This window comes from Micromonospora sp. KC207, assembly GCF_004348615.1.
Taxonomy (GTDB): domain Bacteria; phylum Actinomycetota; class Actinomycetes; order Mycobacteriales; family Micromonosporaceae; genus Micromonospora.
Genome location: NZ_SMKJ01000189.1, coordinates 1 through 14,103, shown reverse-complemented (window position 1 = coordinate 14,103; position 14,103 = coordinate 1). Strand labels below are relative to the sequence as shown.

13 protein-coding genes are annotated in these 14,103 nt (G+C 73.3%); 8 read left to right on the top strand and 5 right to left on the bottom strand.

Annotated elements, in window-relative coordinates:
* The first annotated feature begins 161 nt into the window (after positions 1 to 161).
* From E1258_RS21845 to E1258_RS21835, 3 genes are all read left to right on the top strand, one after another.
* Entirely contained in the window at positions 162 to 569 is a 408-nt protein-coding gene (locus E1258_RS21845; RefSeq protein ID WP_007072984.1) for a roadblock/LC7 domain-containing protein, read from the top strand.
* A 69-nt stretch (positions 570 to 638) separates the two neighbouring features.
* Entirely contained in the window at positions 639 to 1,004 is a 366-nt protein-coding gene (locus E1258_RS21840) for a DUF742 domain-containing protein (protein WP_007072983.1), read from the top strand.
* Complete coding sequence (locus tag E1258_RS21835) at positions 985 to 1,608, top strand: ATP/GTP-binding protein (RefSeq protein WP_132404381.1); 624 nt, start codon at positions 985 to 987, stop codon at positions 1,606 to 1,608. Before E1258_RS21840 ends, E1258_RS21835 begins: the two co-directional genes overlap by 20 nt.
* A gap of 216 nt (positions 1,609 to 1,824) precedes the next feature.
* Here E1258_RS21835 and E1258_RS21830 read toward each other — a convergent pair whose 3' ends face one another.
* From E1258_RS21830 to E1258_RS21810, 5 genes are read right to left on the bottom strand one after another with little or no spacing between them, the layout of a single operon-like run.
* A complete protein-coding gene (locus E1258_RS21830) occupies positions 1,825 to 2,913 on the bottom strand; it encodes a uroporphyrinogen-III synthase (RefSeq protein ID WP_007072981.1) in 1,089 nt (362 codons plus the stop codon).
* Positions 2,914 to 3,291, bottom strand: a complete 378-nt coding sequence (gene nirD / locus E1258_RS21825; protein ID WP_132404378.1) for a nitrite reductase small subunit NirD — start codon at positions 3,289 to 3,291, stop codon at positions 2,914 to 2,916.
* Positions 3,288 to 5,888, bottom strand: coding sequence for a nitrite reductase large subunit NirB (gene nirB, locus E1258_RS21820; protein ID WP_371688656.1), 2,601 nt, complete (start codon positions 5,886 to 5,888; stop codon positions 3,288 to 3,290). Before nirB ends, nirD begins: the two co-directional genes overlap by 4 nt.
* Positions 5,888 to 7,450: an FAD-dependent oxidoreductase gene (locus tag E1258_RS21815; protein ID WP_132404375.1), complete on the bottom strand. Its 1,563-nt coding sequence runs from the start codon at positions 7,448 to 7,450 to the stop codon at positions 5,888 to 5,890. Before E1258_RS21815 ends, nirB begins: the two co-directional genes overlap by 1 nt.
* A complete protein-coding gene (locus E1258_RS21810; RefSeq protein WP_132404372.1) occupies positions 7,447 to 9,561 on the bottom strand; it encodes a molybdopterin oxidoreductase family protein in 2,115 nt (704 codons plus the stop codon). Before E1258_RS21810 ends, E1258_RS21815 begins: the two co-directional genes overlap by 4 nt.
* Before the next feature lie 237 nt (positions 9,562 to 9,798).
* Here E1258_RS21810 and E1258_RS33515 point away from each other — a divergent pair, with 237 nt between their 5' ends.
* The 5 genes from E1258_RS33515 to glmM all read left to right on the top strand — a co-directional run.
* A complete protein-coding gene (locus E1258_RS33515) occupies positions 9,799 to 9,942 on the top strand; it encodes a hypothetical protein (RefSeq protein WP_165949866.1) in 144 nt (47 codons plus the stop codon).
* A 195-nt stretch (positions 9,943 to 10,137) separates the two neighbouring features.
* Positions 10,138 to 11,505 (top strand): NarK family nitrate/nitrite MFS transporter, encoded by a 1,368-nt coding sequence (locus tag E1258_RS21805; protein WP_132404369.1) that lies wholly within the window; start codon positions 10,138 to 10,140, stop codon positions 11,503 to 11,505.
* A 210-nt stretch (positions 11,506 to 11,715) separates the two neighbouring features.
* Complete coding sequence (gene rplM / locus E1258_RS21800) at positions 11,716 to 12,159, top strand: 50S ribosomal protein L13 (RefSeq protein WP_007072973.1); 444 nt, start codon at positions 11,716 to 11,718, stop codon at positions 12,157 to 12,159.
* A 20-nt stretch (positions 12,160 to 12,179) separates the two neighbouring features.
* Positions 12,180 to 12,644 (top strand): 30S ribosomal protein S9, encoded by a 465-nt coding sequence (gene rpsI / locus E1258_RS21795; RefSeq protein ID WP_007072972.1) that lies wholly within the window; start codon positions 12,180 to 12,182, stop codon positions 12,642 to 12,644.
* A 114-nt stretch (positions 12,645 to 12,758) separates the two neighbouring features.
* Positions 12,759 to 14,103: phosphoglucosamine mutase (gene glmM / locus E1258_RS21790; protein ID WP_132404366.1), on the top strand; the 1,345-nt coding region annotated here is incomplete at its 3' end.

The following is a 14,103-nucleotide window of genomic DNA, read 5'->3' as shown; positions in this document are numbered from 1 at the left end:
CAGCTCGTCCCCGGCGGGATCGAACCGAAGAGCGGTCGGGACCGCAGCCGGCGCACCCCCGACGAAGTACGCGGCCTGCTGTCGGCCTACCACCGCGGTGTACAGCGTGGACGGACGGCCGGCGCGGACCTGAACAGCAATTCGACCAAGGAGACGAGCCGATGAACAGGCCAGCGGCCATGCAGGACATGGGTTGGCTGCTCACCAACTTCGCCGACAGCGTGGCGGGCATCGCCCACGTGGTGGCGGTGTCCGCTGACGGGCTGCTGCTCGCCTCGTCCCGGGACCTGCCCGCGGACCGGGCCGACCAGCTCGCCGCCATCACCTCCGGCGTGGTGAGCCTGACCGAGGGCGCGGCCCGCATGTTCAGCGCCGGCGGGGTGCTCCAGACGGTCATCGAGATGGACAGCGGATATCTGTTCCTCATGTCGATCAGCGACGGCTCGTCGATGGCGGTGCTCGCTGCCCGTAGCTGCGACGTCGGGCAGGTCGGGTACGAGATGGCGCTGCTGGTCGAGCGCGTGGGCGCGGCGCTGGTGCCGCTGCCCCGCGATGCGGTGCGCGCGTAACACCGCAGGGCTGCACGAACAATGACCAGACGTCGAGCAACGACGTCGACCGGGAGGAGGTGATCGCGGATGGACCAACGACGGGAGGACCCGCGCGGCGCGCTGGTGCGTCCGTACGCGGTCACCCGTGGCCGTACCGAGCCGCGCCAGGACATCGCCCTGGAGGCGGTGCTGACGGCCAGCCCGACCGCCGTCGCCGAGTCCCGGTTCGCAGGCCACGACAAGCACCGAATCGCCACGATCTGCGAGGGTCGGCCCCAGTCGCTGGCCGAGGTCGCCGCATACACCCGAATGCCCTTGGGTGTGGCCCGGGTGATCGTCGCCGACATGGTGGCCGAGGGCCTGCTGACCCTGCATACTGCCGCTCCCGCCGAGGGATACGAGGAGCGGATGGAAATCCTTGGAAGGGTGCTAAGTGGACTTCGCAGGCTATGACCCCGCCGGGGCGCGCCGCAACCGCGGGATCACCTCCGCGAAGATCGTGGTTGCGGGCGGCTTCGGTGTGGGCAAGACGACTATGGTCGGCGCGGTCTCGGAGATCACTCCGCTGACCACCGAGGCGGTGATGACCTCGGCCGGCGTCGGCATCGACGACCCCTCGAAGGTGCCGGGGAAGCAGACGACGACGGTCGCCATGGACTTCGGCCGGATCACCATGGCCGAGGACCTGATCCTGTACCTGTTCGGCACGCCCGGCCAGACCCGGTTCTGGTTCATGTGGGACGAGATCATCAAGGGTGCGGTGGGCGCGGCCGTGCTGGTCGACACCCGCCGGATCACCGACGCGTTCGCCCCGCTGGACTACTTCGAGAACCGCCGCCTGCCGTACGTGGTGGCGCTCAACCGGTTCGACGGGGCACCGCAGTACGAGCTGGAGGAGGTCCGAGAGGCCCTCGCCATCTCGCCCCAGGTGCCGCTGGTCATGACCGACGCCCGGCACCGCGAGCCCGTCAAGCAGGTGCTGGTGACGGTCGTCGAGCACGCGATGATGCGCCTCCAGGCCGAGCACGGCCGAGGCTTCCCGGCCCCGGTCGGCTGAGCGGCCGCCGCTCTGGCGAAATCAGGGCACCCGCCGCTTCGGCGGTGCGAGCCCGCCCGATCGTGGAGACAGTGGCTTCGAATCGACGTCGAGGCCACTGTTTCCCGGATCGAGCAAGCTCCTGTGGGGTTCGACCTCGGCAACCCTCAGGATCGCGGCCAAGGCCGTTTCTCGGCTGGGTGTGCCGCCGACGACCCGTACCCGTCCCGGCCCAGGTCACTCCACCCGGAGCCGGTAGCCGCGCTTGACCACCGTCTGCACCACCCGGGGGGCCTTCAGCCCGGCCCGCAGCCGGGCCACCGCCATCTCCACCGCGTGCTCGTCCGCGCCGCGCGGTAGTGTCCGCAGCAGGGCGGTGCGGGACAGCACCCGCCCCGGTGACGCGGCCAGCGCCCGCAGCACCGCCATCGGTGCCGGGGCGAGCGGGCGCAGCTCCCCGTCGACCACGGCCGCGTGCCCGCGCAGGGTCAGCAGGTGCCCGGCGGCCTTGATGCTGACCGTGCGGCGGGGCAGCTCGTCCACGATGGTCCTGACCAGAGCGCCGAGCCTGGCCCGGCTCGGCGCGCTCACCGGCACCCCCCGCCGGATCAGCGGCTCGGCGGTGACCGCGCCCACGCAACTGGCCAGCACGTCGCCGCGCAGCGCCTCCAGCACCGTCTCGGTGCGGTCCCCGGCGGCGCGCAGCAGCGCCTCGGCGGCCGGGGCGGAGGTGAAGGTGACCGCGTCCACCAGCCGGCCGGCGACCAGGTCGATCAGCCGGTGCAGCGGCGCGGGGTCGGTCGGCGGGGCCCACCGGTAGACCGGTACCTCGATGACGGTCGCGCCGGCGTCCTCCAGCGCGTTGGTGCACTCGGGCTGCCGGTCGCCGTGTAGCTGCATGGCGATCACCTGCCCGGCCACCCCGCGCCGCACCAGGTGCTCGACGACCTCCTCGCAGCTCTCCGAGTCCGGCGACCACTGGTCGTGCAGGCCGGCGGCGCGGATGGCGCCCCGCGCCTTGGGGCCCCGGGCCACCACGTACGCCTGCGACAGCACGCCGCGCAGCGGCTCCGCCAGCCCCCAGCCCTCGGCCGCCTCCAGCCAGCCGCGCATTCCGATGCCGGTGTTGGCCATCAGGACGTCCGGCTGGCGGGTCAGGCACTCCCGGGTCGCCTCGCGCAGGTCCGTGTCGTCGGTCAGCGGCACGATCCGCAGGGCCGGCGCGATGACCACCCGCGCGCCGCGCCGTTGCAACAGCGCGGCCAGCTCGTCGCGCCGGCGGTCAGCGGTGACCCCGATGGTGAAGCCGGCCAGTTCGTCGGCCATTCACCCCTCCCGTCTCAACCGCACCTCGACCATGCCGTCCCGGCAGCGTACGTCGTACCGGAGCACCGCCACGCCGGGCAGGTCCAGGCAGGCGCCGGTGCGCAGGTCGTACACCTGCTTGTGCAGCGGGGAGGCGACCGTGGGCGTCCCGCCCCGGCTGCCCACGATGCCCCGCGACAGCACGTACGCGCCGCCGACCGGGTCGAGGTTGTCCAGGGCGAACAGCTCGTCGCCGGTGCGGAACAGGGCCACCTGCGCCCCGTCGACCAGGGCGGCCACGCCCCGCTCCGGCTCCAGCCGGTCCAGCGGGCAGACCGGGACCCAGTCGCGGGTGTCCGTCGCCGTGCCGCTCGTGAACGGGTCTGTCGCGATGCTCATCGCCGTACCTCCGGGAGGCCGAGGGTGACCGGTTGCCGGCGGCGGGCCGGTGCCTCGCCGTCGGGTGCCGCTGACGCCGTGACGGGCCGGGCCCGGCCGGCGGGAACCGGCTGGCCGCGTTCGATGGCGAAGGTGATCGAGGGGTCCGGCACGTCGGGCGCGTTGACGAAGGACGTGAACCGGCGCAGCCGTTCCGGGTCGTCGAGCACGTCGCGCCACTCGTCCGAGTACGCCGCCACGTGCCGGGCCATCTCCGCCTCCAGCTCGGCGCAGAGGCCGAGGGAGTCGTCCACGATGACCGCGCGGAGGTGGTCGAGCCCGCCCTCCATCGCCTCGATCCAGGCGGCGGTGCGCTGCAACCGGTCGGCCGTGCGGATGTAGTACATCAGGAACCGGTCGATCAGCGGGATCAGCTCCTCCGTCGCCAGGTCGGTGGCGAACAGGTCGGCGTGCCGGGGCCGGAAGCCGCCGTTGCCGCCAACGTAGAGGTTCCAGCCGCCGTCGGTGGCGATGATGCCGAAGTCCTTGCTGCGGGCCTCGGCGCACTCCCGGGCGCAGCCGGACACCGCTGACTTGATCTTGTGGGGGGCGCGCAGCCCCCGGTAGCGCAGCTCCAGGGCCACGGCCAGCCCGACCGAGTCCTGCACCCCGTACCGACACCAGGTCTCGCCGACGCAGGACTTCACCGTGCGCAGCGCCTTGCCGTACGCGTGGCCGGACTCGAAGCCCGCGTCCACCAGCCGCCGCCAGATCTGCGGAAGCTGGTCCACCCGCGCCCCGAACAGGTCGATGCGCTGCCCGCCGGTGATCTTGGTGTAGAGCTTGAACTCCTGGGCCACCTGGCCGATCACGATCAGCTTCTCCGGGGTGATCTCCCCGCCGGGAATCCGGGGCACCACCGAGTAGCTGCCGTCGCGTTGCAGGTTCGCCAGGTACGCATCGTTGGTGTCCTGCAACGACGCCCGCTCGCCGTCGAGCACGTGCCCGGTGCCCAGCGAGGCGAGGATCGAGGCGACCACCGGCTTGCAGATGTCGCAGCCCCGGCCCCGCCCGTGCTCGGCGATCAGCCGGGAGAAGGTGCGGATGCCGCGAACCCGCACGACATCGAACAGCTCCTGCCGGCTGAGGTCGAAGTGCTCGCACAGCGCGGTGGACTGCTTCACCCCGGCCGCATCGAGGAGCTGCTTGAGCATCGGCACGCACGATCCGCAGCTCGTCCCGGCCCGGGTGCACGCCTTCAGCGCCGGCACGTCCGCGCAGCCGCCGGCGATCGCCGCGTCGATGTCGTCGCGGGTCACCGCGTTGCACGAGCAGACCTGCGCGCTGCCGGGGAGCGCGCTGGCACCGGCCCCCGCCCCGCCCGCCGGGGCCAGCAGCGCCAGCGGCGCGGCCGGCAGCGGCCCGCCGACGCTGGCCCGCAGCGTCGGGTAGGCGCTCGCGTCCCCGACCAGCACGCCGCCGAGCAGCGTCTTCGCGTCGTCGGAGAGAACCAGTTTCGCGTACGACCGGGTGGCCGGGTCGGTGAACGTCACGTCCAGGCTGCCCTCGGTGGTGCCGTGGGCGTCGCCGAACGACGCCACGTCCACGCCGAGCAGCTTCAACTTCGTCGCGGTGTCCGCGCCGGGGAACGTCGCCGCGCCGCCCAGCAGCCGGTCGGCCACCACCTCCGCCGTGGCGTACCCGGGGGCGACCAGCCCGTGGCAGACCCCGTCGACGGCCGCGCACTCGCCCACCGCCCAGATCCGCTCGTCGCCGGTGCGGCACGCCGCGTCCACCAGCACCCCGCCGCGCGGGCCCAGCTCAAGGCCGGCCGACCGGGCCAGCTCGTCGCGGGGCCGGATGCCCGCCGCCACCACCACCAGCTCGGCGTCGACCGTGCGACCGTCGGACAGCTCCAGGGCGGTCACCCCACCGTCGGGGCCGGGCCGCAGCGCGGTGGTCGCCACCCCGAGATGGGTGGACACCCCCAGCTCCTCGACGTAGCGGCGCAGCATCGCCCCGCCGGCCTCGTCGACCTGCACCGGCATCAGTCGCGGCGCGAACTCGATCACGTGGGTGGTCAGGCCGAGCAGGCGCAGCGCGTTCGCCGCCTCCAGGCCGAGCAGGCCGCCGCCGATCACCGCGCCGACGCTCCGGCCCCGGGCGTGCTCCCGGATCGCCTCCAGGTCGTCCAGGGTGCGGTAGACGAACACCCCGGGCAGGTCCCGGCCCGCCACCGGCGGTACGAACGGGTACGAGCCGGTTGCCAGCACGACCGCGTCGTACGGGTGCTCGCCGGTTGCCGTGACGACGACCCGGCGCTCCCGGTCGATGGCCGTGGCCGGCTCGCCCAGGCGCAGCTCGACCCCGTCGTCGGGGGTGTGCAGGTTCAGCTCCTCAGCGGACACCCCGTCGAAGAACGCCGACAGCCGCACCCGGTCGTATGCGGGCCGGCGCTCCTCGGCGAGCACCGTGACCTGCCAGCGGCGCTCGGTGTCCCGGGCGCGCAGCGCCTCGGTGAACCGCTGCCCCACCATGCCGTTGCCGATGACGATCACCCGGCCGCCGGTCACGGCGTCGCCTCCGCCGGTGCCCGGCCCTGTCGTGTCGCCGTTCATCACGCCACCTCCACGCGGTCGTGTCGCGTTCTCGGGCTGTCGTCGTTGACTAGGTCTGCCCCGGCCAGCGTCGGCGGGCCGCCGCCGGTCAGGTCCGTTCTGGCAAGTCCGGCCGGTTCGTCGGCCACCGGGTCGACCTCGGCGAGCCAGCCGACGATGCCGGCGAGGGCGTCGCGGCACCCGCCGCAGCCCGTGCCGGCCCGGGTCGCCGCGGACATCGCCTCGACCGTCCGGCCGCCGGAGCGCCAGCAGCGCACCAGCGCGCCCTTGCTGACGTCGTTGCACTGGCACACGGTCGCCGCGTCCGGCATCAGCGCCGGCGACGTCGCCGGCGCGGCCGGTGTGCCGCCGAGCGTCCGGCCGAGCAGCAGCGCCCGCCGGTCCGACGGCACCGGAGCGCCCCGGTCGAACAACTGCACCACCGTGCCGACAGCGGGATTGTCGCCGAGCAGGATCGCACCGGTCAGCCGCTCGTCGCGGATGCGCAGCCGGGCGTACGTGCCCCGGGCCGGGTCGGCGAAGGTCAGCTCCTCGACCGGCCCGTCGCCGGCCCGGTCGCCCTCGGCGGTGTCACCCATCGCGGCGAGGTCGATCCCGGCCGCCTTGAGCCGGGTGACCGCCGGCCGGGGCCGGTACGCCGCGTGCGGGTCCACGCCGCTGAGCAGCTGCGCCACCACCCGGGCCTGGGCCCAGGCCGGCGCGACCAGCCCGCTGGGCGTAGCACCGTGCTGGGCGCAGTCGCCGATCGCCGAGACGCGTGGGTCGCTGGTACGCAGCCGGTCGTCGACGACGATGCCCCGCTCCACCGTGAGCCCCGCCGCGGCGGCGAGCACGGTGTCGGGGCGTACCCCGCAGGAGAGCACCAGCAGGTCGGCGGTGAGCGACGACCCGTCGGACAGGTCGAGCCGGACGCCGTGGGCGTCGGCGGCGAGCCCGGTCGCGGACGCCGCGAGGCGGGTGCGTACCCCGAGGCCGGCGAGCGTGCCGGCGAGCACCGCGCCGGCCGCCGGGTCGAGCTGCCGCTCCATCAGGTGCCCGGTCGGGTGGACCACAGTCACGTCCAACCCCCGGGCGGCGAGCCCCCGGGCCGCCTCCAGCCCGAGCAGGCCGCCGCCGAGCACCAGCGCGCGCCGGGCCCCCCGGGCCATGGCCAGGATGCGCCGGCAGTCGTCCAGGGTGCGGAAGACGGCCACCCGGTCCGGCAGGGCCGCCGGGTCGAGCCCCGGCAGCGGCGGCACCATGGCCCGGCTGCCGGTGGCGAGCACCAGGTGGTCGTAGCCGACCCGGTCGCCGTCGTCGGTGCGCACCTCGCAGGCGGCCCGGTCGATCGCGGTCACCGCGACCCCGGTGCGGACGTCCACGCCGTGCCCGGCGGCCTCGGTCAGCTCCACGTCCGGCTCGTCGAGCTTCCCGGCCAGCAGGGTGGAGAGCATGATTCGGTTGTACGCCCGGTGCGGCTCCGCGCCGAGCACGGTGACCTTGCGGTCCCCGGGCTGGGCGTGCAGCTCGGCGGCGAGGCGCGCGCCGGCCATCCCATAGCCCACGATCACGACGGTGGTCATGCTTCAGCCCTCTCCACCCGTACGGCGCAGATCTTGAACTCCGGCATCCCCGAGACTGGGTCGAGGGCGTCGTTGGTGACCGAGTTGGCCCGCGCGGCTCCGCCCCAGTGGAACGGCGCGAAGACGGTGTCGGGGCGGATCGTCGGGGTGAGCCGGGCCGGGGCGCGCAGCTCGCCGCGCCGCGAAGTGACCCGTACGTCCTCGCCGTCCTCGACGCCGAGCCGGGCGGCCAGGTCCGGGTGCAGCTCGACGAACGCCCCCGGAGCGGCCCGGCGCAGCGCCGCCACCCGGCGGGTCTGCGCGCCGGACTGGTACTGGGCGAGCACCCGGCCGGTGGTCATCCGCAGCGGATACTCGGCGCACACCTCCTCGGCGGCCGGCCGGTGGTCGACGGCGCGGAACCGGGCCCGCCCGTCGGGGGTGGGGAAGGCGTCGGTGAACAGGCGCGGGGTGTCCGGCGCGTCCGGGGCCGGGCAGGGCCAGAACACCCCGCCGGTGTCGTCGATCCGGTCGTACGTGACCCCGGCGTAGTCGGCGACCCCGCCGGCCGAGGCCCGGCGCAGCTCGTCGAAGACCTCGGCCGGGTCGTCGCAGAACCCCGCCTTCGTGCCGAGCCGGTCGGCCAGGTCGGCGAGGATCGCCAGGTCGGTCCGGACACCCGGCGGGGGCGTGCGCACCGCGCGGCGGCGCAGCACCCGACCCTCCAGGTTGGTCATCGTGCCGTCCTCCTCGGCCCACTGGGCGGTGGGCAGCACCACGTCGGCCAGCTCGACGGTCTCGGAGCGCACCAGGTCGGCGACGACCAGCAGGTCCAGGTCGCGCAGCCGGCCGGAGATCCGGGCCGCCCGGGGTGCCGACACCACCGGGTTGGAGCCGAAGACCAGCAGTGCCTTCGGGCCCGCCGGGGTGCCGAGGGAGTCGAGGAGCTGGTACGCCGGCACGCCCGGCCCGGGCAGCTCGTCCGCGGGCACCCCCCACACCCCGGCGACGTGCGCGCGGGCCGCCGGGTCGGCGATGCTGCGGTACCCGGGGAGCTGGTCGGCCTTCTGGCCGTGCTCCCGCCCGCCCTGACCGTTGCCCTGGCCGGTGAGGCAGCCGTACCCGGAGCCGGGCCGGCCGGGCAGGCCGAGCGCGAGCGCCAGGTTGATGAACGCGGTGACCGTGTCCACGCCCTTGGCGTGCTGCTCGGCACCCCGCGCGGTGAGGATGATCGCGCTGCGCGCCGTGGCCAGCGCCCGCGCGGTCGCCTCCAGGTCGGCCACCGGCACGCCGGTCAGCCGCTCCACGTCGGCCGGCCAGTACCCGGCCACCGTCCGTCGCACCTCGTCGAAGCCCGTGGTCCGGTCGGCGACGTACGCCCGGTCGAGCCAGCCCTCGGTGAGCGCGATGTGCAGCAGCGCGTTGGCCACCGCGAGGTCGGTGCCGGGCACCGGTTGCAGGTGCAGGTCGGCCTGCCGGGCGGTGGCGGTGACCCGGGGGTCGACCACGATCAGCGTGCCGCCGGCGGCCTGCTGGTCGGCGACGTGGCGCATCAGCGGCGGCATGGTCTCGGCCGGGTTCGCCCCGACCAGCAGCAGGGTCTGCGCCCGGCCCAGGTCGGCCAGCGGGAAGGGCAGCCCCCGGTCGACGCCGAACGCGCGGTTCCCGGCCGCAGCCGCCGAGGACATGCACCAACGTCCGTTGTAGTCGATGTGCCGGGTACGCAGCGCGACCCGGGCGAACTTGCCCAGCGCGTACGCCTTCTCGTTGGTCAGCCCGCCGCCGCCGAAGACGGCGACCGCGTCGCGACCGTGCCGGTCCTGGACGGCGCGGATGCCCCCGACGATCCGTTCCATGGCCTCGGCCCAGGACGCCGGGCGCAGCTCGCCGGTGCCGGCGTCGCGGACCAGCGGGGTGGTCAGCCGGTCGGGGTGGTCCAGCAGTTCGGCGGCCGTCCAGCCCTTCTGGCAGAGGCCGCCGCGGTTCGTGGGAAACTGTCGGGCCAGCACCTCGACCCGGCCGCCGGCCTCGCGCAGGGTCATGCCGCACTGGAGAGCGCAGTACGGGCAGTGCGTCGCCGCCTCCCGGGGGGAGTCCCCCGTGGGAGTCGCCGGTCGTGCACCGTCTGTCATGTCGGCAAAGCGTGCCGCCGGGGCGTTTCGGGTCAGCGTCTCGCTTGTTTCGGTCCTGTCAAGAGCGCCTCACACCGCACCGGAGAAACGCGCCGGGCCTCCTGCTGAGCGCCGGTTCCCCGGCGCGGCGGTGACCCTGGCCCGACGTCAGGTCGGTAGCCACTGCGCGAAGCGGGCCGCTCCGGCCTTCCGCAGAGGGCGGTGATTTGTCCCCTTCGGCGGGCAGGCTCGGCCGGGATGACCCACGGTCATACCGCCGTGGTGATGCCCGACCGGCTCTCCTCGCCCATGAAGAAGTGGTTCACCGAGTGCGTGGACGTGGCCGACGCGGACACCATGCAGGGCGTCGCCCGCGCATTGCGTATCCTGCAACAGCTCTGACCGCGCCGGGTCACCCGCCCAGCCGAGATTTCACCATTGTCCCGACCCGCCCTGTGCGGCGGCTGTTGCGTTGGCGACTCCCGCGACGAATCTTCCGGTAATCCCCGCCTTCTAACTTGCTGGCGGAACCGCCCGTCGCCCGCCTGTGGCGCCCGGGCGGCGTGGACGTCAGCGCCCGGCCGGGAGGAGACAGCAATGACCAGCACGGTGGCCGAGACCGAACCCACAGGTGAGATCGACCTGAAGGAACGACCCGGTCGGTGGATCGGGCACTGGGACCCGGAGGACCAGGGCTTCTGGCGGGCCGTCGGCAGCCGGATCGCCCGCCGGAATCTCATCTACTCGATCTTCGCCGAGCACATCGGCTTCTCGGTCTGGTTGCTGTGGAGCATCGTCGTCGTCCGGCTCGACGACGTTGGCTGGCAGCTCACCACCAGCCAGACGCTGTGGCTGACCGCCGTGCCCAGCGGCGTGGGCGCGCTGCTGCGGCTGCCGTACACCTTCGCGGTGCCGATCTTCGGCGGGCGGAACTGGACAATCGTCTCCGCGCTGCTGCTGATCCTGCCCAGCGTCGGCCTGGCCTGGGCGGTCGAGAACCCGGAGATCGGGTACGTGCCGTTGCTGCTGATCGCCGCCACCGCCGGCTTCGGCGGCGGCAACTTCGCCTCCAGCATGGCCAACATCTCCTTCTTCTACCCGGAGCGGGAGAAGGGCTGGGCGCTGGGCCTCAACGCGGCCGGCGGCAACATCGGCGTCGCGGTGGTGCAGTTCCTGGTGCCCCAGGTGATCGTGCTCGGCGGCGGGCTCGCGCTCTCCCGGGCCGGCCTGATGTACATCCCGCTCGCCGTCGCCGCGGCGGTCTGCGCGTACCTGTTCATGGACAACCTGGCCGAGGCGAAGGCGGACGTGAAGCCGGTCTGGTCCTCACTGCGGCACGCCGACACCTGGATCATGTCGCTGCTGTACATCGGCACCTTCGGCTCGTTCATCGGCTACTCGGCCGCGTTCCCCACCCTGCTCAACTCGGTGTTCGGCCGGCCCGACATCGCGCTGAGCTGGGCGTTCATCGGTGCCGGCATCGGCTCGTTCTTCCGCCCGCTGGGCGGGCGGCTGGCCGACTCCGTGGGCGGCGCCCGGGTCACCATCGGCAGCTTCGTCCTGATGGCGGTCGGGGCGTGCGGGGCGCTCTGGTCGGTCCAGGAGCGCAGCCTGGGCGTCTTCTTCGCCGCCTTCATGCTGTTGTTCGTGGCGACCGGGATCGGCAACGGGTCGACGTACCGGATGATCTCGAAGATCTTCCGGGTCAAGGGGGAGGACCTGGGCGGCTCCCCGGAGATCATGCTGTCCATGCGGCGGCAGGCGGCTGGGGCGCTGGGCATCATCTCCTCGGTCGGCGCGTTCGGCGGTTTCCTCGTCCCGATCTGCTACGCCTGGGCGAAGTCGACCTACGGCGGCATCCAGCCGGCGCTGCGTTTCTACGTCGCCTTCTTCCTGGTGCTGCTGGTGGTCACCTGGGTCGCGTACGTGCGGCCCGGCTCGCGGATGGCCCGCGCCGGGGTGTGACCCTGGTCATGACCGAAACGGGGGGCCGCGCCGGGGGACCCCCCGTTTTGACCTGCCGACCCGCCCCCGGGTATCGTTGCCTGCTGTTGTACGACATCCAGAGGCGTGCCGCATCAGGTACGCTTGGTCGTTCGTGCGCGCTGGCCTGGCCGGGATGCCCTGGTCACCACGGCGCGCGACCCCAGACCGACGACGAGACAAGGTAGACCTGTGCGTACGTACAGCCCGAAGCCGGGTGAGATCGAGCGTCAGTGGCACGTCATCGACGCCTCTGATGTCGTGCTGGGCCGCCTCGCGACCCACGCCGCCACGCTTCTGCGTGGCAAGCACAAGCCGACTTTCGCGCCGCACGTCGACACGGGCGACTTCGTCGTCGTCGTGAACGCGGGCAAGGTCGCGTTGACCGGCAACAAGCGCCAGCAGAAGGTCGCCTACCGCCACTCCGGTTACCCGGGCGGCCTCAAGCAGGTCGGCTACGAGGAGCTGCTCAGCAAGCGTCCCGAGCGGGCCATCGAGCTGGCCGTGAAGGGGATGCTCCCGCACAACAAGCTCGGCCGTCAGCTCATCAAGAAGCTGAAGGTCTACGCCGGTGCCGAGCACCCGCACGGCGCGCAGCAGCCGGCGCCGTTCGAGATCAAGCAGATCGCGCAGTGAGCGCGGGCGAAGGAAGCAGCATGACCGACATCACCGAGACCGAGGTTGCCCCCGAGGCCGCCGAGGCGCCGGCGCCCGTCGTCCGCGCGCCGCGTGGCGACCGGCCGATTCAGACCGTGGGTCGCCGCAAGGAGGCCATCGTCCGGGTGCGTATCGTGCCCGGCAGCGGCAAGATCACCTGCAACGGCCGCGACCTCGAGGCCTACTTCCCGAGCAAGGTGCACCAGCAGCTCATCAAGGACCCGCTGGTGACCGCCGAGAAGCCCGAGGCGTTCGACGTCATCGCCAACCTGCGCGGTGGCGGCACCACCGGCCAGGCCGGTGCGCTGCGGCTCGCCATCGCCCGGGCGCTTATCGTCAACGAGCCCGACGACCGTCCGGCCCTGAAGAAGGCCGGCTTCCTGACCCGTGACGCCCGGGTCAAGGAGAGCAAGAAGTACGGCCTCAAGAAGGCCCGCAAGGCTCCCCAGTACTCGAAGCGCTGACCAACAGCTTCACGTTGTACTTCTGACGAACGGCCGGGTCCGCCTCCCCTCCACGGGAGGTGGCCCGGCCGTTTCGCTTTCTCTGTTGCACCATTTCATCGGAGGTTGGCGGGTATGGGCCGGTTGTTCGGCACGGACGGCGTACGCGGACGCGCGAACGCGGATCTCACCCCGGAGCTCGCGCTCGCGGTGGCGGTGGCCGCCGCTCACACACTGGCCGAGACGGACCGGAGCCATCCGCCGCTGGCCGTGGTTGGCCGGGACACCCGGGCCAGCGGCGAGATGCTGGAGGCCGCCGTGGTGGCCGGCCTCACCAGCGCCGGCGCCAACGTCGTCCGGGTCGGAGTGCTGCCCACGCCCGCCGTGGCGTTCCTCACCGCCGAGGCCAAGGCCGATCTGGGCGTGATGCTCTCCGCCTCGCACAACCCCATGCCCGACAACGGGATCAAGCTCTTCGCCGCCGGCGGCCACAAGCTGCCCGACGAGATCGAGTCGCGGATCGAGGCGGCCGTGGAGGCCAACGCCGTCACCGCGTGGGACCGGCCGACCGGTGCCGGGGTGGGGCGGGTGCACGACCTGCTCGACGGCGCGGACCACTACGTACAGCACCTCGTCGGCACCGTGCCGCACCGCCTCGACGGGATCAAGGTCGTGGTCGACTGCGCCAACGGTGCGGCGGCCGAGGTCGCGCCGGTGGCGTATCGGGAGGCGGGGGCCGAGGTCGTCGCCATCCACGCCGAGCCGGACGGGCTGAACATCAACGACGACTGCGGCTCCAACCACATCGACACGCTGCGCGAGGCCGTGGTCGAGCACGGCGCGCACCTGGGCATCGCCCACGACGGCGACGCGGACCGGTGCGTGGCGGTCACCGCCGACGGGGTCGAGGTCGACGGCGACCAGGTGATGGCGATCCTCGCCGTGGCCATGCGGGAGGCCGGCGCGCTCACCGACGACACCCTCGTCGCCACGGTGATGAGCAACCTCGGCCTGCGGCTGGCCATGTCCGTGCAGGGCATCCGGCTGATCGAGACCAAGGTCGGCGACCGGTACGTGCTGGAGGAGCTGCGCGGCTCCGGTCTCGCCCTCGGTGGCGAGCAGAGCGGGCACATCGTCATGCCGGCGTACGCGACCACGGGCGACGGGGTGCTCACCGGGCTGCACCTGATGGCCCGGATGGCCGCCACCGGCCGCTCCCTCGCGGACCTGGCCGCAGTGGTGACCAAGCTGCCCCAGGTGCTGATCAACGTGCCGGTCGGGGACCGGTCGGTGGGGGCCGCCGCGCCAACCGTGCGGGCCGAGGTCGAGCTGGCCGAGGCGGAGCTGGGCGAGACCGGCCGGGTGCTGCTGCGCCCCTCGGGCACCGAGCCCCTGGTCCGGGTGATGGTCGAGGCGGCCACCGAGCGCGCCGCCCGCGAGGTCGCCGAGCGCATCGCCGAGCAGGTCCGCGCCGCCAGCC

Excerpts from the sequence above, each read along its gene's own strand:
- E1258_RS21845 (WP_007072984.1), top strand. The coding sequence starts at position 162 with ATGAACAGGCCAGCGGCCATGCAGGACATGGGTTGGCTGCTCACCAAC.
- nirD (WP_132404378.1), bottom strand. The coding sequence starts at position 3,291 with ATGAGCATCGCGACAGACCCGTTCACGAGCGGCACGGCGACGGACACC.
- E1258_RS21805 (WP_132404369.1), top strand. The coding sequence starts at position 10,138 with ATGACCAGCACGGTGGCCGAGACCGAACCCACAGGTGAGATCGACCTG.
- E1258_RS21815 (WP_132404375.1), bottom strand. The coding sequence starts at position 7,450 with ATGACCACCGTCGTGATCGTGGGCTATGGGATGGCCGGCGCGCGCCTC.
- E1258_RS21840 (WP_007072983.1), top strand. The coding sequence starts at position 639 with ATGGACCAACGACGGGAGGACCCGCGCGGCGCGCTGGTGCGTCCGTAC.
- nirB (WP_371688656.1), bottom strand. The coding sequence starts at position 5,888 with ATGAACGGCGACACGACAGGGCCGGGCACCGGCGGAGGCGACGCCGTG.
- rpsI (WP_007072972.1), top strand. The coding sequence starts at position 12,180 with ATGACCGACATCACCGAGACCGAGGTTGCCCCCGAGGCCGCCGAGGCG.
- E1258_RS21810 (WP_132404372.1), bottom strand. The coding sequence starts at position 9,561 with ATGACAGACGGTGCACGACCGGCGACTCCCACGGGGGACTCCCCCCGG.
- E1258_RS21830 (WP_007072981.1), bottom strand. The coding sequence starts at position 2,913 with ATGGCCGACGAACTGGCCGGCTTCACCATCGGGGTCACCGCTGACCGC.
- E1258_RS33515 (WP_165949866.1), top strand. The coding sequence starts at position 9,799 with ATGACCCACGGTCATACCGCCGTGGTGATGCCCGACCGGCTCTCCTCG.